Genomic DNA, 21,941 nt, shown 5'->3' with positions numbered 1-21,941 from the left:
TGCTCGCGATAGCGGTCAATCAGGCGCCATAGGTCTCGCGAATCAACGCATCCACCTCAGCCGTCCCCGGCGAAGTCGCCGGCCCCCAGCGAGTGACCGCCAACGCCGCAGCCGCATTCGCCCGCAAAGCCGCTTCGACTGCCGAAAATCCGTGCGCCAACCCGGTGACAAAAACTCCCGCGTGAGCATCCCCTGCGCCGTTGCTGTCCACCGCCACGACCTTGAATCCCGGCACAAGCTGGTGATCGCCGCGCTGGCTGATCCAGCACCCTTGCGGCCCATCGCGTACCACCGTCAACACCTCGGTCGGCAGATGATCCGCCAGCCGATTCAATGCCTCGTCGATATCCTTCGCCCCGGTAAACCGCAGCGCCTCGACACGGTTGCTGGTCCACAGATCGATGCGTGGCAACAACGCCTTCATCAGCGGCGCGTCCGGCGAATCCACCAGCGGGCCCGGATCGAACACCACCTTGGTCCCGTCCGGCAAAGCCACCACCCAATCCACCAGCACCTGCGCCTTGCCGCCCTGCAGCAGGCTATAGCCGCTGACATAGACAAAGTCACCCGCCTCGGCCGGCACACTCGCCAGGTCTTCAGCGGTCAATTCGCCTTCGGCACCGATGTAGGAAATGAACGTGCGCTCGGCCGAGGCTTCGGTCAGCGCGACGCACACTCCGGTGTCGCGCTCGGTGCTCTGATCGAGGCCAATCCGAATCCCTTCAGCCTTCATCGCCTCCCGGGCCAGGTCGCCGAAACGGCCCTTGCCATGGCGCCCGAGGTAGACCACCGGCAAGCCATTTCGCTGGGCCGCAGCCATTACATTGAAGCCGCCGCCGGCCTCGAAACGGGCCGATTGCGCCAGCACGTCGCCACCCGAATGAGGCAGTTCATCCACGGCCATGACCAGGTCGATGATGACCTGGCCGGTGTGCAATAGTTTAGGCATGAGCCGGCTCGAACAACGCGGCGCGGCGGTCCCTGGCGCCGCCGAGTACCCGGTAAATGCCACCGGCCACCACGAACGTCACGATCCAGCCCAGGCCGTTGTGCCCCAGCCAGGAGTCGGACAGAAAGCCCCGGAACCAGACATCCTGTTCGGTGGTGCCAATGGTGGTGAAACTGAATCCCAGCACAATCGCCACCGCCCATGCACCAAACGCGCGCCACTCGACGCCACCGCGATACCAGTAGGCGCTACCCGGGCTGACGTCCAGCAGGTCTTTGGGGCTGTAGTAATGACGATGGATCAGGTCGACCACGAAGATCCCGACCCACGCCGTGATCGGCACCGCCAGCAAGGAAATGAAGGTGATGAACGGGCCGTAAAAGCTCTCGGCGATCAGCATGAAGTAGATGGAACCAGCAAAGATCGCAATGATATCGACCACCACCGCATACACGCGTTTGACCTTCAGGCCGAGGGTCAAGGTGGTCAAACCGGCGGAGTACACCGACAGGTTGTTCGACAGCAGCAACCCGCCGAACGCAGTGATCAGGTACGGCACGGCCATCCAGGTCGGCAGCATGTCGCGGATCGCGACTATCGGGTCAGTGGCCGAGGCCAGATCATTGTTGCCCACCGACAGCAGACCGCCGAGGGTGATCAGCAGCACCAGCGGAATCCCCGCACCGAAGGCCGCCGACGCCACCAGACGCACGGCTTTGACACTGCTGTGTTGGTAGCGCGACATGTCGGCACCGGCGTTGGCCCAACCGATCCCGGTGCCGGCGGCCATGGTGCCGATGCCGATGATCATCGCGCTCAGGGGTGCTGGCGTGGCGTTGAACACGGCACTCCAGTCAATGGTCGCGCAGAGAAAACCGCCCACCAGGATGTTCAACGCACCGAACACGTAGGTCGCCCATTTCTGGATCACCAGCAACGTGGCGTGACCGAGGCCGGACACCGACAACGTCAGCAGCACGAAAATCGCGATGAACACCAGGGTCAGCAGCGGCGCGCTTTTGGCTTCCACCGGCGAGCCGAACAGAATCGAGCACAGCGACAGCAAGACGAATGCGGCGGTGGTGGTGTTGACGGTTTCCCAACCCAGACGCGACATCAGCGAGACCAGCGTCGGGCCGATATTGCCGCGCACACCGAAGATCGCCCGCGACAGCGTCAGGCTCGGTGCGCGACCACGACGACCGGCAATGGAGATGATCCCCACCACCGCGAAAGAACCGGCGGCACCGAGGATGGCGACGATGATCGCCTGCCAGATCGCCAGTCCGCGGAAGGCCACCAGCGTGGCGCCCAACGGCAGGCCGAGGATGGAAATGTTCGCCGCGAACCAGACCCAGAACAGCTGCAGCGGATGACCGTTGCACTCGCCTTCCGGCACCGGTTCGATGCCACGGGTTTCCAGTTGCCCGGCACTTTGCCCGGCTTTCGATGAACTCATGAAAACTGCTCCTGTTGCCATTGTTGTAGTTGTGGGCAATTCGGAAGTCGATATAACTTTCCGGCGATCCTGGCCATGTTTGTGCGCTCCATTGCGAGTGAAAAATTCAAGTATGTGATGCGTCCATCGCGGGCAAGCCCGCTCCCACAGGTACGGCGTGCATCTCAAGGTTTGTACTATCCCTGTGGGAGCGGGCTTGCCCGCGAAGACGCCAGTCCAGTCAACGCAGAGCCAACAGCCCCTGCACCAACGGTTCCAGCTGTAAATCATTTACCGCTTTAACCTGCTCGATCATCGCCACAGGCCAACTCTCAAGCCCCAGACAAGCGCCGAGCATGGCGCCGAGAATCGCCGCGATGGTGTCGGTATCTCCGCCCAGACTGGCCGCCATGCACAACGCTTCGAAGGCACTCATCTCATCAATGGCTACTTGCTGAGCCAGCGCAAACGACACCACCACCGATTCCTGTGAGGCTACCGAAGTGCCGATCACATCGTAGAGCAAGTCCGCCAGCAACGCCTTGTCGCTGTCAACGCTGATGCTCCGCGCCCAACGGATGCGCGAGGCAATACGCCCGCCGGCAACCCAGTGGCCATGACCTTCGGCTTGCTGCGCAATCTGCTGGCCGAGGTTCAACGCCTCCCCCAGGTCCATGCCGTTGATCCCGGCAGAAACCACCGCCGCCACCGCCGCCGCGCTGGAAATTCCCAGCGAGGTGTTGTGGGTGACCTGACAGGCTAGCACCACGGCGCGGATGAAACGCTCGGGCTCGGCAACATCGGCCGCAATCCCCACCGGAGTGATGCGCATCGCCGCGCCATTGGTGGTGCCATAGCGCCCCGTCTCTTCCATCGAGTGGCCGGCGAGGATCATCTCGATCGCGCGCTTGGTCGAGGGGCCGAGCAAATCCTGCGAACCCTTGGCCCGCATCCCGGCTTCCCATTCGATCAATCGTTGGGCAAGCACCGTCGGTTCGATCCGGCCCTCGCCGTCAATCAACAACTGGCCGATCAGGATCGCCTGTTCGGTATCGTCAGTGATCGAGCCTTTGGGCATGTTCGCGGCGATCGGTTGATCGGGGCCTGCGTCGTGCAGCTCCGTGATTTCGCCAAAGCGCGCCTTGATCTCGGCGCGGCTCAGGGATTGTGTCGGCATGCCCAACGCATCACCCAGGGCCAGTCCGTAGAACGCGCCGAGGGCATGGTCGAGCGCGATCATTTTGCAGTTCCAATTTGCAGGTGCAGACGAAAATGCACCGGATCGAGCAGGCTTTCGACTTGTTCCATGAAGCGGTTCTGACGGTCGTAAGTGGTGCGCAGGGCCTTGAGGAACACCGTGCCCTCCGGGCGCCCGAGCAACTTGGCATCTTCGGCATTCAAGGGTTCGGCACCGATCCATTGATCCCCATGTCCGCCAATGTAGCCGTAGGCGGCCAGGGTGATGGTCAGGGAGTCATCGATCAGCCCCACTTGCGGCAGGCTTTCCAGACCTCCGGTGGCGGGCATCAATGAACGTTCGAGAGACACCAGCGTGCCATCGGTACTGCGCCGGCGCCGGTCGAGGGTGATGAACTGATCGATGCCCAAACGTGGTAGCAGGTCAGGACGGAACACTGCCTCCAGCCGCAGCACTTCAGTGTTGATCAACGCCCCGCTGTCGGCCAGTGCCTTGCCCCAGCCGTTGCGTTGATCGAGCACCACCCCGTCGTAAGTGACGATGGAGCCCACCGCGCTTTGCGTGGCGAGGTTGTGGCGTCGTTTCAGTTCGACCAGCGCTTCACGCAATGTGCCGTGGCTGACCTTGAAGGCTTGAGCCAATCGATGTTCGCCCGGCAATAGAATACCGTCCTCCATGAGGCCGCTTTCGATGCGCCGGATGAGCTCGTCGCTCACCTGTTGTTTCTTGTCAATTCGTAGCGGTCTAATCATGTACACCTCGGGTGTACCGTCATAGCTGAAACGGGTTGGGGCGAGCAAGGAATATTTTGTGAAAGTGGGTGAAGGATCCTCCAAATGATCGTTCCCATGCTCCGCGTGGGAATGCCTCAATGGACGCTCTGCGTCCGCTGCTGGGACGCGGAGCGTCCCGGGCTGCATTCCCACGCAGAGCGTGGGAACGATCAATGACACGCCACTCCCACCAGGAAAATCAGCGTTGTTTCAATCGGTCGATCACCACCGCCAGCAACAGGATCGAACCGCGAATCACGTACTGATAAAACGTATCGATGTTCTTCAGGTTCATCGCATTCTCGATGATCGCCAGAATCAGCACCCCGGCAATCACATGCCGAATCATCCCGATCCCACCACTCAGCGATACCCCACCCAGCACGCAAGCGGAGATCACCGTCAGCTCGAAACCCTGGCCAATCATCGGCTGACCGGACGTCATCCGCGACGCCAGAATCACCCCGGCCAACGCACCAATCACACCGTGCACGGCGAAGATGATGATCTTGGTCCGGTCAACATTGACCCCGGCCAGCAACGCCGCTTCCTGGTTGCCGCCGATGGCCATGGTGTTGCGCCCGTAGGTGGTGTAATTCAGCAACCAACCGAAAAACAGGAAGCAGACGATGGTGATCAGAATCGGCACCGGCACCCCAAACAACTGGCCGTTACCGAACACGAAAAACTGCTCCTGGGACACGCCCACCGCTTTGCCGTTAGCAAAAATGTAAGCCAGGCCACGAACGATCTGCATCGTCGCCAGCGTGGTGATCAACGCATTGACCCGTAGCTTGGCGATCACGATCCCGTTGATCAGCCCGACAATCAGCCCCATCACCAGCGCCGCGCTCACGCCAAGGAACACGCTGTCGGTGTCACGCATCACCACCGCCGCGACCACGCCGGCGCAAGCAATCACCGAGCCCACCGACAAGTCGAAATGCCCGGACGCCAGGCAATACAACATGGTGCACGCGGCAATCCCGGTGGTGGAAATCGCCAGGCCCAGGCCACGCATGTTCAGCGGCGAAAGGAAGTTATCGATCAGCAAGGTGCAGAGCACGAAGATCCCGATGGCCGCCAGCAGCATCACCCAGTCATCGAGAAAGCGCCGCAAGTCCAGAGGTTTGCGCGGGGTTGGCAGAGCGTTGTTTTGGATGGTCATAGTCACCTCTCAGTTCGCCACGTCGGCAGCGCGTTGGCGTGGCAACGCCAATTGCAGCAGGTTGGATTCATTGGCTTGTTCGCGGGTCAGTTCGCCGCGCATGGCGCCTTCGCAAAGCACCAGGATGCGGTCGGAAATGCCCATGACTTCCATCAGGTCGCTGGACACCACAATCACCGCGATGCCGCTGGCGGCCAGGTTATGGATGATCTGGTAGATCTCCGCTTTTGCGCCGATGTCGATGCCCCGGGTCGGCTCGTCGAGCAGCAGGACTTTCATCGGCATCGACAGCCAGCGACCGAGAATCGCCTTCTGCTGATTGCCACCAGACAGGTACATGATTTTCTGCGCCGCGTTGGGCGTCTTCACCTTCAGCGCCTTGATCTGCTTGTCGGCGTTGCCCTTTTCCCACAACCCACGTAACAGGCAACCGAAGGTGGAATGAGCGCCGCGTGCGCTGATATTGATGTTCTCGGCGACGCTGGCGAGCGGCAGGATGCCCTCCTTCTTGCGGTCCTCGGGGCACAGCAGAATCCCCGCCGCGATGGCATCTCGTGGTGAGTGCAACTTCAGTTCATGACCGCGCAGTTCCAGGCGCCCCGCCGTGTTGCGCGTAAGCCCGCTGAGCATCCGGAACAGCTCGGTGCGCCCGGCCCCGACCAGGCCAAACAGCCCGAGGATTTCACCCTTGTGCACCTCGAAACTCACCGGTTCACGCAAGCCCGGCCCCAGTAAACCGTCGACCTTGAGCGCCACCGCGCCACGGGGACGACTGCGGTAATCGTAGATGTCCTGAATGTCGCGACCGACCATGCACGTCACCAACTGGTCATGGCTCAGCGCGCTCATGTCCTCGAAGGTGCGCACGAAGCGGCCGTCCTTGAACACCGTCACCGCGTTGCAGATGCGGAACACTTCTTCCATGCGATGAGAGACGTAAAGCACCACTTTGCCTTCGTCCCGCAGGCGACCGATGATCGCCATCAAGCGATCGATCTCCCGCGCCGACAGGCTGCTGGTGGGTTCGTCGAACGCGATCACATGCGCGCCACGGGACAGTGCCTTGGCGATTTCCACCAGTTGCCGCTGGCCGAGGGACAAGCGCCCGACCTTCTCTTGCGGATCGATTTCATCGGCCAGACCTTTGAGGCAGGCCAGCGCTTGCTGACGCAAAGCGCCGCGATTGATCAGGCCGAAACTCGCCGGCAAATGGCCGAGAAACAGGTTCTCGGCCACGGTCATTTCCGGCACCAGGTGCAGCTCCTGATGAATCACCGCGACCCCGCTGCCAATGCTGTCGGCAGTGGACTTGAAGACCCTCGTCTGCTCGCCGATCCGCAGGTCACCACTGCTCGGCGTGTAAGCACCGCCAAGGATTTTCAGCAGCGTCGATTTACCGGCGCCGTTCTCACCCATCAAGGCGTGAACCTGCCCCGGATGGGCGACGAAGCTGATGCCGTCCAGCGCCTTCACCCCGGTAAAGGTTTTGCCGATCCCGTTGAAGCGCAAGCTGCCGCCAACGCTGTGTCCGTGTGTCTGTACTTGTGCGTGCATAACCCACCTCTTCACACCGATCAGGCAGCCCCGTTGCCAGGGCCGCCGATGAAATCAACCGACCCTCAATTCCACAGGCCGATCTTTTCCAGTTCCTGCTTGAAGTTGTCGCGCGTGATCAGCGTCACGTCGTCCATGGCGGTGTATTTAGGCGGTTCTTTGCCGGTGGTGACCCACTCGTGCATCATGCTGGCGGTGTTGTAACCCTCGATGTGCGGGCTCGGCAGCATCGAGCCGAAGAAGCCGCTGTTGGCTTTTTTCAATTCGCCGATGGCATCGGTGCCGTTGATGCCGATGCCAATCACGTTGGCGGCGGCAAAACCGGCGCTTTCGGTGGCGCGCACACCACCCAGCACGGTGTTGTCGTTCATGCCGCCGATGATCAGGTTTTTCGCCGCGCCCGGCAGTTTCACCAGCGCCGAGTTGGTGGCGTCCATGCTGCCCGGTACGTCGAGGGTTTTGAGGGCCGAGAACAGGATGTGGTCTTTCGGCATCCCGGCGTCTTCCAGGGCTTTAACCGAACCGTCGGTGCGTTTCTTGCCGGTGTCGAGTTCGTTGAAGGTGTTGATCACCGCATAGGTTTCTTTCCAGTCCCAGCCGCGTTTTTTCGCTTCGGCAGCCATGGCGGCGCCCTGCTTCTGGCCGACTTCGAAGGCCGCCATGCCGAGGTACGGCACGTCCTCCATGAACTTGCCGCCGGCATCGACAAAGCGGTCATCGACGGCGATCACTTTCAAACCGTTGAGCTTGGCCTTGGCCATGATTGCCGGGCCGAGGGAGACATCCGGCGGGCAGATCACGAAGCCCTTGGCGCCGTTGGCCGCCAGGCTGTCGATGGCCGAGAGGGTTTTCTCGCCGTCAGGCACGGCGATCTTGATGACGGTGAAGCCCTTGTCTTTGCCGGCCTTTTCGGCGAAAGCCCATTCGGTCTGGAACCAGGGCTCTTCGGCTTGCTTGACCAGAAAACCGATCTTCACTTCCTCGGCCGCCAGCAACGTACTGCTCAGGCTGACCGCGGTGACCGCCAAAGCGGCACAGCACAGGGAACGGATCCCACGACGACGTTTCATAAGCTGACTCCTTGTTATTTTTTTTGAGCGTTATTTGAAAGCCAATACAGCGGTCGAAGCATGCAGCCAATAGTCATATCGTATGATGATTGAATTTCAGACGTAGTTTCGCGCCTGAAACCCGCGTTATTCAGTCGTGGTACATCACCGAACGCCCACCATCGATGGTGATGCACGAGGCGTTGATGAACGGTGCTTCATCGCTGGCCAGAAACACAGCCGTCATCGCCACTTCAATCGGCTGGCCGATGCGTCGTGGTGGATGCAGGTCGAAGGCGCGCTGACGTTCGGCGTGGGGGTCGGCAAAACCGTTCCAGTAATCGACGTTCAGTTGGGTTTCGATGTAGCCCGGCGCGATGGCGTTAACGCGAATGCCCTTGGGTGCGTATTCGATGCCCAAGGCACGGGTCAGCCCGAGCAAACCATGCTTGGCCACCGGATAAGGGAAGCAACCTGGAATAATGTGGGTGGAATGGGTCGAGGCGATGTTGATGATGCTGCCGATGCCCTGCTCGATCATTTGCGGCAGCACCGCTTTGCAGCCATACCAGGCGCCGTCCAGGTCGATGGCGAAGCAGCGACGCCAGTCTTCCTCGGTCATTTGCAGCGGATCGCGGAACACATTGACCCCGGCGCAATTGACCAGCACGTCGATCCGGCCATGAAGCTCAATGGCCAGTTTGGCCATGGCGTGCAGGTCTTGCTGGCGCGAGACGTCGGCCTTGATCGCCACGACATCCGTACCTTGTTCGCGCCAATGCGCCGCGACTTTTTCGACTTTTTCGGCCTGGATATCGCTGATGATCAGCCTGGCCTGCTGGGAAGCGAAGGTCGCGACAATCGCTTCGCCAATACCCTGAGCCGCGCCGGTCAGCAGCACGACCTTGTTTTTCAGGCGCTCACCCTTGGGCGGTTCGGGTACCGGTGGCAAGGAAAGAGGTTCAGCCATGGATCAACACTCCTGTTCGAAGGCACGACGAAAACCGGACATCTGTCGATGTCCGGTCAAAAGGCTTTTGAGAATAGGCAGGCAGACGTGAAAACGCCCGGGCGTCGAGGCGGCCTGAAGCGCTGACTCCGTAAGGGAGTGCGGTGGAATATCGCTGCATCACTTCACCTGTTTTGTTTTTTTAAGTGTGAGTGCGTGTAACTGATGGAGCCGACTATAAACCCGGCCGCCGAACAATCTCAATATATAATTTTACATCCCATATTTAGGGATTTAACCGAAAAATCGCTGACAGCGTTTTCCAGGCACATCGACTCGAACCGACAACAACGCGCCATCCAGCGGGTGGTTGAGCGGGCTCGCAGCACTGGTGATGTACAGGGTTTTGAAGTCTTCGCCACCGAACACGCAACTGGTGGGACGGCTGACCGGCAGTTCGATCACCCGATCAACATGCCCGTCCGGGCTCAACCTGAGCAGACAACTGCCATCCCAGCGGGCGTTCCATATATAGCCCTCGGCATCCATCGCCGAACCGTCGGGGCCGCCACGTTCATGGGGGCCAAACCAGACATAGGCGGTGTCGAGGTTGCCGTCGGTATGGATGAAATGCCGGTAAAGCGTGCTGTCGAGACTGTCGGCGAAATACAGGGTTGTGCCGTCGTCGCTCCATAGCAATGTATTAGGGATGCCCAACCCTCGAAGCAGCGGCGTGACCCGGGCATCGCGGTCGATGCGAAACAGGCCACCGGAGCGGCGCACGATGGGTAGATCCTCGCCCTGTTCACCGATGTTGTTTTGCATGGTGCCCAGCCAGAGCTGGCCCTGGGCATCACAGCGGGCTTCGTTGGCGCGATTGCCAGGTTGCGGATCGGCCACGCAGAGCAAGGTCAGCCGAGGTTCCAGGCCAGGGGAATCCAGGTCCAACCGATAAACCCCACTGCTCAATGTCACCAGGGCATCGCCGCTTTCGCTGGGGATGAACGCGGACACGTGCTCCGGCATCTGCCAGATTTCCACATTGGCGCCGATCAGCCTCAGCGCTTGTTTACCCGCGATGTCTACCCAATACAGCGCCTGGGTCGGTGCATCCCAGAACGGGCCTTCGCCGAGTTGCGCACGGTGTCCGGTAACCGCTGTCCACGTCATGAAGCCTCCTTTTTGCTTTGTGTGGGAGCGAGCCTGCTCGCGATGACTGAGTCACATTCGGCATAGATGTCGACTGAACCACCGCTTTCGCGAGCAGGCTCGCTCCCACAAGGGGTTCTTTATTGTTAGCTGGCCTTCTTGTCGGCCATGACTTGGGGGTAGAAGCGCTTGATGGCCAGGTCCGCGTTATCGATCAGAGTCATGCAAGCCCACACCCCCCGCGCGGCATCCCGGGCGGCGATGGCGTTGGCCATGTCTTTGTGAATCGGCAACGTTCGACGCAGTTCATCCGGGTCGGCGGCAGAGACTTCGAAAGACACTGCCAGCAGTGCGCCGAGGGCCGGGACCATTTGTTCGATGAATTGATTGTGGCTGGCGGCGAGGATGCATTCGTGGAAGAACTGGTCGGCGCGGTTGTAATCGATGCCGCTGTCCACGGCTCGTTCCAGCGCGTTGTAGGCCTGGAGTACGGCCTGAACCTGCTCGACGGTCGCACGTTCGCAGGCCCAGCGCACCGCCATGGGTTCGATGGTGCGACGCAGGTCGAGCAGGTCGTCGACAAAATTTTCTGGCAATCCGCTACGCGACAGCCAGCCGACGACTTGCGGGTCGAAAAGGTTCCAGCGCCGCACCGGCAACACCCGCGTACCGACCTTCGGCCCGACTTCGAGCATGCCTTTGGCCACCAGGGTTTTGATGGCTTCACGGATAACCGTACGGCTGACCCCGAGCTGCTCGCCCAGGTCGGCTTCAACCTTGATGGTTTCGCCGGGCTTCACCTGGCCAGCGGCAATCCAGCACCCCAGCCAATCAACCGTCGACGCATGGAAACTGCTGGACATGGGTACCTCATCGCCCCGGTGACAAAAAACGAAACGACACGAAAGCCGTTCGCGATGGATGTCACGCTAATCATCATATGATTGGCTGTCAATTGGATTTTCAGGGGGCCCGCCGACAGGGGCGTGACTGTTCGTCCGAATACTGCCTGAGCGCTTTGAACCTACCCGTTTTGTAAACTACGGTAAGCCCGCAACAGATCATGCAGTCAGCAGTCTCTGTTTCACTAAATTCCGCTATCGATAGGTATGAACATGGACATGGATGCGTCTACGAAATACCCCATTGTGTTGGTTCACGGTCTTTTCGGCTTCGATAGAATCGCCGGTTATCCCTACTTCTTCGAAATCGAGGAAGTCCTGGAACGCGCGGGCGCTCAGGTGTTTGCCGTGAATATTCCAACCGTCAACGGCAATGAAGAACGCGGTGAAAAACTGCTCGAACACGTCAACCGAATTTTGCGCGAAACGGGAGCCGCCAAGGTCAATCTGATCGGTCATAGCCAAGGCCCGCTGGCCGCGCGCTACGTAGCGGCCCTGCACCCGGAAAAGGTCGCGTCGGTCACCTCGGTCAGCTGCCCCAATCACGGCTCCGAGATTGCCGACCAACTGCACAAAGCGCTGACACCCGGAGAGTTGCCCGAAGCGTTTGTACTGGCCCTGCTAAGCGCCGTCGGCACCTTCATTTCGTTGATCAGCGGCCACCCGGAAAACCCCGTGGATCCTCAAGCGGCTTTCGAATCGCTGACCAGCGCAGGCTTGGCCGCCTTCAACCGCAAGTACCCGCAAGGGGTGCCGAAGGTTTGGGGTGGTGAAGGCAACGAAATTGAAAACGGCGTGTATTACTACTCCTGGAGCGGGATCGTGCAGAACTTTCAAAGCCTGCAACTCCTCGATCCGACCCATTTGAACTGTAAAGTGCTGTCGCAGTTATTTTATAAAGAGAAGCACGCCAACGATGGGCTGGTTGGCCGCTACAGCTCGCACCTGGGGAAAGTGATTCGCTCGGATTACCCGATGGACCACTTTGACGCAGTCAATCAGATGGCCGGGATCAACAGTTGGAACGTGAGCCCGGTCAGGCTCTACCTTGAACATGCCGCCCGGCTCAAGAGCAAGGGTTTGTAAGCCCATAAATAACGGGCCGTTTTTCACAGCACAGACGCTCAGCGCCTTACGGCTCAAGCCCGACAGGGAAGAATTCACCACCGCTCCAGACACCTAGCCAACGCTGCCCGTCGATTTCCCGGGTCACCGCCAGCTCCACCAGTTGGTAGAACACATTACGGTGAATCAATGCTTCAAGGTTGGTGCGTACATTCACGTACGGCGCGGGCTCCTGAGTCACCGGATCGATCACTACCCGCATGGGGTGCTCAGCGCCGGCATCGGCCGTTTCGTCGACGTTGGTGGTAAAGCGCAAGACCTGGGCCTCGCCCTCGCCTTCAACCTCCACGGCAATCGCCACGAACGGCGCGTCGTCGACCTTGATGCCCACCTTTTCGACCGGGGTAATCAGAAAGTAATCATCGCCGTCACGGCGAATGATGGTGGAGAACAGCTTGACCATCGGCTTGCGCCCGATCGGCGTGCCCAGGTAATACCAGGTGCCGTCGCGGGCGATGCGCATGTCGATGTCGCCGCAGAAGTCGGGGTTCCACAAGTGGACCGGCGGCAAGCCTTTGGTTTTGGGGATTTGCCCCAACAAGTCGTTGGCTTTTTGCGGGCCACTCATGGCGTTCTCCTTTGAATTACTGGTCGCGGAGCCCCAACAGGCTACGAGCGTATTGCTCCAGCGGGGGGCCCAGCAGGTCTTCTGGCCTGTTGTCGTAGAACGTCAGTAAACCGCCACGACTCTTGATACGTGCAGTATCGATCAAATACTGGGTGCTGGTCTCGATCAACATGATCTGAATTACGCCACTGTCGATTCCGAAGCGATCCGCGCGCTCCTGGTCTATCAAATCGTCCGAGTTGCCGATGCGGTCGTCGGCCTTGGCAAAACGCGTATAGAGCAGATAGTGAGCACCGGCGGCACGGGCTTCACCCATGGCAGCGTCGAGGCCTTCCGGCACGCGGGCGCGGCGAACCATCGGGAAATATTCGATAAAGCCGTTGAAGGCTTCTTCGGCCACCACGTTAGGTCGCGGGTAGGCACTGCCCGGCGGTGCAAAAGAACCCTGAGCGATGTAGATGAACGAGTCCGGCTGAATGCGGAAGTTATTCACGCGACGGCTGTCGCTGTGGTCCAGCAGCCCCACGTCGCTCATGTGGTAGCGAGTCTCTTCGGCCATATCGCTGACATTCATGCAGCCACCAAGCGCCAAAACGGCCAGCAGCAAAACCAGGCTACGCATCCTACCCTCCAGAAGCCGGTGACGGAAAACCGGCGAATGGCCATTGGATGCAGCTTCCGCGCCAGCTCATGAACATTGCTGACTTATAGATCGCCATCGCGAGCAGGCTCGCTCCCACAAGGATTGGCGCAAACTTTGTGGGAGCGAGCCTGCTCGCGATGAGGCCCGATCAGCCGCCAATAATCTTCATGATGGTCGCGCCACCGGAGAACGCCACTTCCTGCTTGTCCCCCAACGCTTTAACCAACAGTCGCTGCAAGGCCGGTAGCGCCTGATGACGAGGCTTGTCCAGCAAGTCGCCGACATAGTGACGATTGCTCGACGACAGGCAGCCATGCAGCCAACCCGTGGACGACAAGCGTAGACGCGAACAGGTGCGGCAAAACGGAACGCTTTCGTTGGCGATCACGCCGAAATGGCCCTGCCCCGGAATCTGATAACGCACCGCTGTGGCATCGACCGGCGCATCCGCCTGAAGGTACTCGTAGCGCTCGCCGATCAGGCTCAGCAACTGCTGAAGGCTGACGAACTGTTGCAGGAAAGCGTTGGAATCGCTGGCTAGGTGGCCCATGCGCATCAACTCGATGAAGCGCAACTCGTAACCGCGCTCCAGGCAATAGTCGAGCAACGGCATCACCTGATCGAGGTTCTGCCCACGCAGCGGCACCATATTGACCTTGATCTTCATGCCGGCCGCCGCAGCCTGGTCCATACCGTCGAGGACGGTCGCCAGATCACCGCCCCGCGCAATGCTGCGAAAAGCGCTGGCATCCAGGGTATCGAGGGAAACGTTGATGCGCCGAATACCGGCATCCACCAGCAGCGGCAGCTTCTTCGCCAGCAACTGGCCATTGGTGGTCAGGCTGATGTCCGCCAGGCCCATTTGCCCGACAGCGGTCATGAAGGCTTCGAGTTTGGGGCTGACCAGTGGCTCGCCACCGGTTATGCGCAAGCGCTCGATCCCCGCCGCTTCGATCAGATAGGCCACGCCGCGTGCCATCGCCTCGGCCGACAACTCATCCTGCGCAGCCACCAGCCGCTTGCCGTTGGGCACGCAGTAGGTACAAGCGTAGTTGCAGGCTGAGGTCAGACTGATCCGCAAATTGCGAAAACGCCTGCCTTGACGGTCAACGATCATGGATCACTCCGGCGAAAGAAGATTCGAACGCGCAAAACTTGACTCACAAATCAAGTTTTAGCAAGCCCTATGCCTGAGTATATTCCTGCGGTACTGCGCCATGTAGCTAAATCATGGCGCAATAAGGCAACTGAATAGTTCAGCTGCTTGGCGTGTCGGTATCGCGTTTGCGCTTGTTGCCCATGCGCACGCCGATGTCCATCAGGAACTGGAAGAAACCTTCCTGATCTTCCAGCACATTGCTCCAGAACGGCGAGTGGTACAGCGCCACGGCGCCGTGTACCAGCGCCCAGGCCGCGCAGTAATGGAAATAAGGCGGCACGTCTTCGAGCTTGCCTTCGCTGATCCGGCCCTTGATCAACAGGGTCAGGCGTTCAAAGTTCGAGGCGCGGATCTTGTGCAGTTCCTCGACCATCTCCGGCACCTGATTGCCCTTGACCACCTTCTCTTCCAGGCGATCGAACAACCGATAGCGTTGCGGATCGCGCATGCGAAATTCGAAGTAGGCCCGGGACAGGGCTTCCTTGTCCTTATCGACATCGGCGGAATGCAACAGCTCGTTCAAATCGCGCTCGTAATCGAGCATCAGGCGCAGATAGATCTCCGCCTTGGATTTGAAGTGCTTGTAGATCGTGCCTTTGCCGATACCTACGGCATCAGCAATCATCTCGACGGTGACACTGTCTTCACCTTGTTCGAGGAACAGCTTGAGCGCGGTATCGAGAATTTCTTGCTCGCGGCGACGAAACTCACGGACCTTACGAGGTTCTTTATGCATAAGAAAAGGTCTGTAGGGGTCAAAATTCGAAGCCGCGTATTATGCCTAACTTGCGCAAAAATGCACGGATCATCCGACCATATATGTGTTTCTTGATGAATTCGCGCAGCCTCGCCGGTTGATGAGAACTCAACCGAAGCGCCCGTATTCCAAATTTGTTTAAAAACCCGACCAGCTAAACTGGACTCGGCGCGATACTGATCAATACTTCAACTGTCGGCGAGACATCTCCCCCAAGTGTCGCGCCGATGAAGGTACCAAAGGACCGCGTACCTTTCGTTTTACTCCTAATGGTCTTAACCCGGATTCACCCCCCAGAACCCGGGTTTTTTTTGCCTGCGATTCAAGGACCAAAGCCCGCAGGAGCTGCCGCAGGCTGAGATCTTTCCCAACGTTACGCCGATGTCCTGACATGCGCCAACGGAAATAACCGCTTGAAATTCTCGGTAGTCTGCTCGGCAAATCGCTCGTAGGACTCTCCTCGCAACATTGCCAGAAATTCCGCTACCTCACGCACGTATTGCGGCAGGTTCGGTTTGCCGCGATGAGGGATCGGCGCCAGGTAAGGTGAGTCGGTTTCTACCAGCAACCGGTCAGCCGGTACCCTGCTGGCCACATCACGCAGGGCATCGGCATTGCGAAAAGTGACAATACCGGACAAGGAAATGTAATACCCCATGTCCAGCGCAGCCTTGGCCATCTCCCAGTCTTCGGTGAAGCAATGCAGCACCCCCGCCTGAGGCAGTGCCGCCTCGCGTAACAGTTGAAGGGTGTCGGCCCGGGCGCCACGGGTATGGATGATCACCGGTTTTCCGGTCTGCCCGGCCGCTTGCAGGTGCAGACGGAACGATTCCTGCTGCAACTCTGCCGCTTCTGGCTCGTAGTGGTAATCCAGGCCGGTTTCACCGATCGCCACCACCCGCGGATGATTGAGTTCGCGCAACAGCCAGTCCAGCGCCGGAGCGGCACCCGGCTGTACATCGAGTGGATGCACACCGACCGAACAATCGACATCGTCATAACGTTCGGCCAGGGCTTTGACGTCGGCGGCGTTCTCGACGCTGACGCCAATGCACAGAAAGTGCCCTACCCCACGCTCGCGAGCCGCATCGAGCGCGGCATCCAGGGAGCCGTCGTGGGCGGTGAGGTCGAGGCGGTCAAGGTGGCAATGGGAATCTACGAGCATAAAAGGGCTGCAACTTACATCGTATGAGTGGGACGGTCGGACTTCAGGGCTCCGGCCAAATGGGTTTCGATTCGACTGCGCGCGGTGTTGTCGCCTTCGTTGAACTGCACGCCGACCCCGGCGGCCCGGTTGCCCTGGGCACCTTTCGGGGTGATCCAGGTCACCTTGCCGGCGACCGGGATCTTTTCCGGTTCGTCCATCAGGTGCAGCAACATGAAGACCTCATCGCCCAACTTGTAGCTCTTGTTGGTCGGGATAAACAGGCCGCCGTTCTTGATGAATGGCATGTAGGCCGCGTAGAGCACGGACCTGTCCTTGATGGTCAAGGACAAAATACCATTGCGCGGCCCTGGCCCCGGACTGACGGGTTCGTTCATGCTGACCTCCACTGTCTGATGATCGGAGTCTAGGTCACTTCTGGGTAGGCAAGGATACCCATTGCACCAACAGCGCCTCCAGCAACAGCGCCGGATTGAGGTTGGCTTTGCTCATGACTTTCTGGCGCTGGGCGAGAATCCAGTCCTGGATATTCAGGACTTTATCCTGAGCGGCTTTTTGCGCCAGGTATTGAATCACCTTGCGCATGTCCGCCAGCCCCAGCCCTGCTTCATCCTGAGTCAACTGATAACGCAGAATCAGGCTCGACCAGTCACAGAACCAGTCGAACAGCAGCAACATGGGAATGGTTTTCCACTCCTCGGCCAACTGGGTCGGCGATTGCTGTTGCTTGAGCAACTTCTTCACGCCCTCGACCACCAGCGCCCGCTGTTCACGCACGCCCTGTGCCTGCAATTTGACTGCGGCCAGTGGCGAACCGGCGGCGAGGGTCAGCAGTTCAATGCGTTCCTCTTCCGAGCAGTCCGGCAACGCCTTGGCCAGCCACGCCAGGCTCATGGCTTCGCTCGGCAATGGACAGGCCTGCTGCACGCAACGACTCTTGATGGTCGGCAGCAGACGGCTGGTCTGGTGGCTGACCAACAGCAGTACGGTGTCGCCGGACGGCTCTTCAAGGCTTTTGAGCAAGGCGTTGGCGGCGTTGATGTTCATCGACTCGACCGGCTCGATCAGCACCACTTTGCGACCGCCCATCTGCGAGGTCTGAACCACGAAGCTGACCAGATCGCGCACCTGATCGACCTTGATCGCCTTGTCCGCCTCTTCCGGTTCCAGAATGTAGTTGTCGGGGTGGCTGCCAGCCTTCAACAGCAGGCAGGACTTGCACTCGCCGCAAGCATCCTGGGCGGTCGGACGCTGGCACAACAAACTGGCCATCAAGCGCTCGGCCAGCGCACGCTTGCCGATCCCGGCCGGGCCATGCAGCAAATAGGCGTGGGCGTGCTGGGCACGGCCGGCCAATTGCTGCCAGAGACTGTCCTGCCACGGATAGGCTTCAGCCACGGGTCAACTCCAGCAGGCGTGGCAGCAAGGCATCCAGAGACTGCTGAACCTGCGCCAGCGGCTGAGCGGCATCCACCAGGACATAACGCGCAGGATCCGCTTTGGCGCGCTCGAGGAAGGCAGTGCGCACCGCATCAAAAAAACCTCGGCCTTCGAGCTCGAAGCGGTCCAGTCGACCGCGGGCGCTGGCGCGGGCCAACCCTACCTCTACCGGCAGATCGAAAATCAGCGTCAAGTCCGGGCGCAGATCACCCTGGACGAACGTTTCGAGGGTCGCAATGCGCTCCAGTGACAATCCACGACCACCGCCCTGATAAGCGTAGGTCGAATCGGTAAAGCGATCGCACAGGACCACCGCGCCACGGGCCAGCGCCGGACGGATCACCTCGGCCAGATGCTGGGCTCGCGCGGCGAACACCAACAGCAGCTCGGTGTCGGGGTTCATGACCTCATCGACCGGTGCCAACAGCACGTCACGGATCCGTTCGGCCAGAGGTGTGCCGCCGGGCTCCCGGGTCAACACCACCTCGATCCCGGCAGCGCGCAGACGCTCGGCCAGGTATTCGCGGTTGGTGCTCTTGCCGGCACCTTCCGGGCCTTCCAGGGTAACAAACAAGCCAGTCACAGGCAGTCCTTAGTCAGAGTCATTGCGGGCTTTGCGGCACGGGCGCATCCGCTTCGGGTGCTGGCGCAGGTTCTTGTGCAGGCTCTTCTACAGAGTCTTGCACGGGATCTTGCGGCGCTACGGGTGGCATGTCTTCAGGCGCCGTATCGGGTGAAACCGCCGGGATAGGCGCCTGAGCGTCCTCCGTTTGCGGCGTAACAGTCGGCGCAGGGCTGGAACGGTAATCGGCACGTCGGTTGATCTGAAACTCGCGCACCGCATTATTGTGGGCGTCCAGATCATCGGAGAACACGTGGCTGCCATCACCGCGCGCGACAAAATACAGGCTGTTGCCGTCCGCCGGATTCAATGCCGCATGGATCGCTTCGCGGCCCACCATCGCGATGGGTGTGGGCGGCAGGCCAGCAATCATGTAAGTGTTATACGGCGTCGGCTCCTTGAGATGAGCGCGGGTCAACTTGCCGTTGTAACGATCACCCAGTCCATAAATCACAGTCGGATCGGTCTGCAACAGCATGCCCATCTCCATGCGCCGCACGAACACACCGGCAATCTGCCGACGCTCTTGCGGTACACCGGTCTCCTTTTCCACCAACGAGGCCATGATCAGTGCCTGATAGGGCTCGGTGTAGGGAACATCGGCAGCTCGCTGGTTCCATTCCTTGGCGAGGACCTCGTCGAGGCGGTCGTAGGCTTTCTTGAGCAGATCGACGTCGGTCATGCCCCGCACAAAACGATACGTGTCGGGGAAGAATCGCCCTTCGGGGAAAATCCCGCTGTGCCCGAGCTTGTCCATCACTTGGCTGTCGCTCAGCCCGTTGAGGGTCTGCTCGAGTTTTTCATCCTTGGCCAGGGCCGCGCGAACCTGATGGAAATTCCAGCCTTCAACCAACGTCAGGCTGTATTGCACCATTTCCCCGCGCTTCCACAGGTCGATCAGCCCGTTGACGGTCATGCCGGGAACCATGCGGTATTCGCCACTGTGCAGCGGTTGACCCGCCAGGTTGAAGCGCCAGAACACGCGCAGCCAGAAAGCGTCCTTGATGACGCCATCGGCTTCAAGTCGAATGAAAGTGCGGTTCGGTGTAGTGCCCTTGGGCACTTCCAGCAGCTCTTCCTGGGTGATGTTCAGCGGCTGTTCCAGCGCCGAATGAATTTTCCAGGCACTAGCGCCCGCCAACAGCCCCGCCAGAACCAGTCCGGTTTCCAGCAGCAGCAAGAATTTACGTCTCACGAATCAAGCATCCAGTAGCGCACGGGCAATGGTTTGGAGTTTACGGGTGAGCGGGCCAACCGGCCAGCTCAGCGCTGCATAGGCGCGCACCGGCCAAACGCCATACACGCTATTGCAGACAAAGACCTCATCAGCCCATTGCAGCTGATCGAGGGTGATATCGGTGACTTGCGTGGGAATTCCCAATGACTCGGCTTGAAACAATAATTCTGCGCGCATCACGCCCGCCACGCCACAGCGTTTGAGATCAGCCGTAACCAGCACACCATCGCGCACCAGGAACAGATTGCTGAATACGCCTTCGATCACCCGCCCGGCCTGATCCAGCATCAAGCCTTCGGCATGCTCGGTATCCTGCCATTCGGAACGGGCGATGACCTGCTCCAGACGATTCAAATGCTTGAGACCGGCGAGCAATGGCTGTTTGGAAAGCCGTGTCGCACAAGGAAACAGACGAACGCCCTGCTTCGCATGAACCACCGGATAGGCAGCGGGAGGATTGCCTTGCAGAATGCGTCGAGCCTGAGCCGAGGGGTCGGGGGCGTAACCACGCAGGCCGTCGCCGCGGGTGAGGATGAGTTTGAGCACGCCCTCACCCAATGCGGCAGCATAGGCCAGCAGTTCCGCGCGGATCAGTTCACGATCGATGGTAATCGCCAGGCGCGAACAACCTTCGGCCAGACGCGACAGATGTCGATCCAGCAGCAACGGTTGCCCGCCCTTGACTAAGAGGGTCTCGAACAGACCATCGCCATAAGCCAGGCCGCGATCCTTCAGCGACAAAGCGTCAGCCGGTTGACCGTCGACCCAGCTGTCCATCAGTCAGCGAACCGACGGAACACCAGCGAACCGTTGGTACCACCAAACCCGAAGGAGTTGGACAGCACCACGTCGATATCCATGCCGCGCGCGGTGTGGGGTACGAAGTCGAGGTCGCAGCCTTCGTCCGGCTCATCGAGGTTGATGGTCGGCGGAGCTACCTGGCTGTTGATGGCCAGTACGCTGAAAATCGCCTCGACTGCGCCCGCCGCACCCAGCAAGTGACCGGTCATGGACTTGGTCGAACTGACTGCCAGCTTGTAGGCGTGATCGCCGAACACGGATTTGATCGCACAGGCTTCGGCGAGATCACCGGCCGAGGTCGAGGTACCGTGAGCGTTGATGTACTGAACCTGATCGCTATTGATCTTCGCATCGCGCAAGGCATTGGTGATACAACGCGCAGCACCCGCGCCATCGGCCGGTGGCGAGGTCATGTGGTAGGCGTCGCCACTGGTGCCGAAACCGATCAGTTCGGCGTAGATGGTCGCGCCACGGGCCTTGGCGTGCTCCAGTTCTTCGAGAACCAGCGCTCCGGCACCGTCGGACAGCACGAAGCCATCACGGCCCTTGTCCCATGGACGGCTCGCACGGGTCGGCTCGTCGTTGCGGGTCGACAGTGCGCGGGAGGCACCAAAGCCGCCCATGCCCAGGCCGCAAGCCGCCATTTCGGCACCACCGGCAATCATTACGTCGGCTTCGTCGTACATGATATTGCGTGCCGCCATGCCGATGCAGTGCGTACCGGTGGTACACGCCGTGGCGATGGCGTAGTTAGGCCCCTGTGCACCCAGGTGGATGGACAGGAAACCGGAAATCATATTGATGATCGAGCCAGGCACGAAAAACGGAGAAATCCGTCGTGGGCCAGAATCATGCAGCGTGCGGCTGGTGTCTTCGATATTGGTCAGACCGCCGATACCCGAACCCATGGCCACGCCGATACGCTCGCGATTGGCGTCGGTCACTTCAAGACCTGCGTTACGCACAGCCTGAAAACCTGCAGCCAGACCGTATTGAATAAACAGGTCGAGCTTGCGAGCTTCCTTGACCGACAGGTATTCCTCGACATTGAAGCCCTTTACCGAGCCGCCAAAACGGGTGGAATAGGCAGAAAGGTCGGTGTGTTCGATCAGACCAATGCCACTGCGGCCAGCCAGAATACCCTGCCAGCTGCTCGGCACATCCGTGCCCAGTGGCGACAACATACCCATACCGGTGACTACGACGCGTCTACGCGACACAGCACTCTCCTTTTTTCAAATGACGACTTTGCATCAGGCCTAAAGAAAAAACCGCACGCCATGATGGCAGTGCGG

22 protein-coding genes are annotated in these 21,941 nt (G+C 59.9%); 1 reads left to right on the top strand and 21 read right to left on the bottom strand.

Features of this window, described 5'->3' with window-relative positions; all coding sequences use genetic code 11:
• Positions 1–19: 19 nt before the first annotated feature.
• From QMK51_RS08325 to QMK51_RS08280, 10 genes are all read right to left on the bottom strand, one after another.
• A complete protein-coding gene (locus QMK51_RS08325) occupies positions 20–949 on the bottom strand; it encodes a PfkB family carbohydrate kinase (RefSeq protein WP_320393713.1) in 930 nt (309 codons plus the stop codon).
• Positions 942–2,408 carry a purine-cytosine permease family protein gene (locus QMK51_RS08320; RefSeq protein ID WP_320393712.1) on the bottom strand — a complete coding sequence of 489 codons (1,467 nt, stop codon included), beginning with the start codon at positions 2,406–2,408 and terminating at the stop codon, positions 942–944. The genes QMK51_RS08325 and QMK51_RS08320 overlap by 8 nt, the downstream gene beginning before the upstream one ends.
• Positions 2,409–2,628: 220 nt before the next feature.
• Positions 2,629–3,627, bottom strand: coding sequence for an ADP-ribosylglycohydrolase family protein (locus tag QMK51_RS08315; protein WP_320393711.1), 999 nt, complete (start codon positions 3,625–3,627; stop codon positions 2,629–2,631).
• Complete coding sequence (locus QMK51_RS08310) at positions 3,624–4,337, bottom strand: GntR family transcriptional regulator (RefSeq protein ID WP_320393710.1); 714 nt, start codon at positions 4,335–4,337, stop codon at positions 3,624–3,626. The genes QMK51_RS08315 and QMK51_RS08310 overlap by 4 nt, the downstream gene beginning before the upstream one ends.
• Positions 4,338–4,557: 220 nt before the next feature.
• Positions 4,558–5,526, bottom strand: a complete 969-nt coding sequence (araH, locus tag QMK51_RS08305) for an L-arabinose ABC transporter permease AraH (RefSeq protein WP_258699636.1) — start codon at positions 5,524–5,526, stop codon at positions 4,558–4,560.
• A 9-nt stretch (positions 5,527–5,535) separates the two neighbouring features.
• Complete coding sequence (araG, locus tag QMK51_RS08300; protein WP_320393709.1) at positions 5,536–7,080, bottom strand: L-arabinose ABC transporter ATP-binding protein AraG; 1,545 nt, start codon at positions 7,078–7,080, stop codon at positions 5,536–5,538.
• 65 nt (positions 7,081–7,145) lie between these two features.
• Positions 7,146–8,150 carry a substrate-binding domain-containing protein gene (locus QMK51_RS08295; protein ID WP_258699634.1) on the bottom strand — a complete coding sequence of 335 codons (1,005 nt, stop codon included), beginning with the start codon at positions 8,148–8,150 and terminating at the stop codon, positions 7,146–7,148.
• Positions 8,151–8,280: 130 nt separating this feature from the next.
• A complete protein-coding gene (locus QMK51_RS08290) occupies positions 8,281–9,099 on the bottom strand; it encodes an SDR family oxidoreductase (protein ID WP_320393708.1) in 819 nt (272 codons plus the stop codon).
• 273 nt (positions 9,100–9,372) lie between these two features.
• A complete protein-coding gene (locus QMK51_RS08285; RefSeq protein WP_320393707.1) occupies positions 9,373–10,248 on the bottom strand; it encodes an SMP-30/gluconolactonase/LRE family protein in 876 nt (291 codons plus the stop codon).
• Between the two features lie 125 nt (positions 10,249–10,373).
• On the bottom strand, positions 10,374–11,090 hold the full coding sequence (locus QMK51_RS08280) for a FadR/GntR family transcriptional regulator (protein WP_258699631.1): 717 nt from the start codon (positions 11,088–11,090) through the stop codon (positions 10,374–10,376).
• 252 nt (positions 11,091–11,342) lie between these two features.
• Here QMK51_RS08280 and QMK51_RS08275 point away from each other — a divergent pair, with 252 nt between their 5' ends.
• The gene (locus tag QMK51_RS08275; RefSeq protein WP_320393706.1) at positions 11,343–12,215 is read left to right on the top strand and encodes a triacylglycerol lipase; all 873 of its coding nucleotides are present in this window, start codon (positions 11,343–11,345) and stop codon (positions 12,213–12,215) included.
• 46 nt (positions 12,216–12,261) lie between these two features.
• On the opposite strand, the gene QMK51_RS08270 is transcribed toward QMK51_RS08275, so the two are convergent.
• From QMK51_RS08270 to fabF, 11 genes are all read right to left on the bottom strand, one after another.
• A complete protein-coding gene (locus QMK51_RS08270) occupies positions 12,262–12,822 on the bottom strand; it encodes a DUF1285 domain-containing protein (protein WP_320393705.1) in 561 nt (186 codons plus the stop codon).
• Positions 12,823–12,838: 16 nt separating this feature from the next.
• Positions 12,839–13,444: a DUF4823 domain-containing protein gene (locus QMK51_RS08265; protein WP_258699629.1), complete on the bottom strand. Its 606-nt coding sequence runs from the start codon at positions 13,442–13,444 to the stop codon at positions 12,839–12,841.
• A 169-nt stretch (positions 13,445–13,613) separates the two neighbouring features.
• Positions 13,614–14,582, bottom strand: coding sequence for a GTP 3',8-cyclase MoaA (locus QMK51_RS08260; protein ID WP_205889435.1), 969 nt, complete (start codon positions 14,580–14,582; stop codon positions 13,614–13,616).
• Between the two features lie 139 nt (positions 14,583–14,721).
• Positions 14,722–15,360: a TetR/AcrR family transcriptional regulator gene (locus QMK51_RS08255; protein WP_007942012.1), complete on the bottom strand. Its 639-nt coding sequence runs from the start codon at positions 15,358–15,360 to the stop codon at positions 14,722–14,724.
• Positions 15,361–15,754: 394 nt separating this feature from the next.
• Complete coding sequence (locus tag QMK51_RS08250) at positions 15,755–16,546, bottom strand: TatD family hydrolase (protein ID WP_258699627.1); 792 nt, start codon at positions 16,544–16,546, stop codon at positions 15,755–15,757.
• Between the two features lie 14 nt (positions 16,547–16,560).
• Positions 16,561–16,923, bottom strand: a complete 363-nt coding sequence (locus QMK51_RS08245) for a PilZ domain-containing protein (protein ID WP_258699626.1) — start codon at positions 16,921–16,923, stop codon at positions 16,561–16,563.
• Positions 16,924–16,957: 34 nt separating this feature from the next.
• Positions 16,958–17,944, bottom strand: a complete 987-nt coding sequence (locus tag QMK51_RS08240; RefSeq protein ID WP_258699625.1) for a DNA polymerase III subunit delta' — start codon at positions 17,942–17,944, stop codon at positions 16,958–16,960.
• A complete protein-coding gene (gene tmk, locus QMK51_RS08235) occupies positions 17,937–18,569 on the bottom strand; it encodes a dTMP kinase (RefSeq protein WP_258699624.1) in 633 nt (210 codons plus the stop codon). The genes QMK51_RS08240 and tmk overlap by 8 nt, the downstream gene beginning before the upstream one ends.
• A 19-nt stretch (positions 18,570–18,588) precedes the next feature.
• Positions 18,589–19,803 (bottom strand): endolytic transglycosylase MltG, encoded by a 1,215-nt coding sequence (gene mltG / locus QMK51_RS08230; protein WP_320393704.1) that lies wholly within the window; start codon positions 19,801–19,803, stop codon positions 18,589–18,591.
• Between the two features lie 3 nt (positions 19,804–19,806).
• Positions 19,807–20,622 (bottom strand): aminodeoxychorismate lyase, encoded by an 816-nt coding sequence (gene pabC, locus QMK51_RS08225; protein WP_258699622.1) that lies wholly within the window; start codon positions 20,620–20,622, stop codon positions 19,807–19,809.
• The gene (fabF, locus tag QMK51_RS08220; RefSeq protein ID WP_007904000.1) at positions 20,622–21,866 is read right to left on the bottom strand and encodes a beta-ketoacyl-ACP synthase II; all 1,245 of its coding nucleotides are present in this window, start codon (positions 21,864–21,866) and stop codon (positions 20,622–20,624) included. The genes pabC and fabF overlap by 1 nt, the downstream gene beginning before the upstream one ends.
• Positions 21,867–21,941 lie beyond the last annotated feature (75 nt).

Origin of the sequence: Pseudomonas sp. P9_31 (assembly GCF_034008235.1) — a bacterium.
In the GTDB taxonomy this organism is placed as follows: Bacteria; Pseudomonadota; Gammaproteobacteria; order Pseudomonadales; family Pseudomonadaceae; genus Aquipseudomonas.
Note: the sequence above shows the minus strand (reverse complement) of the source record. Positions and strands in the feature narration are given on the sequence as shown.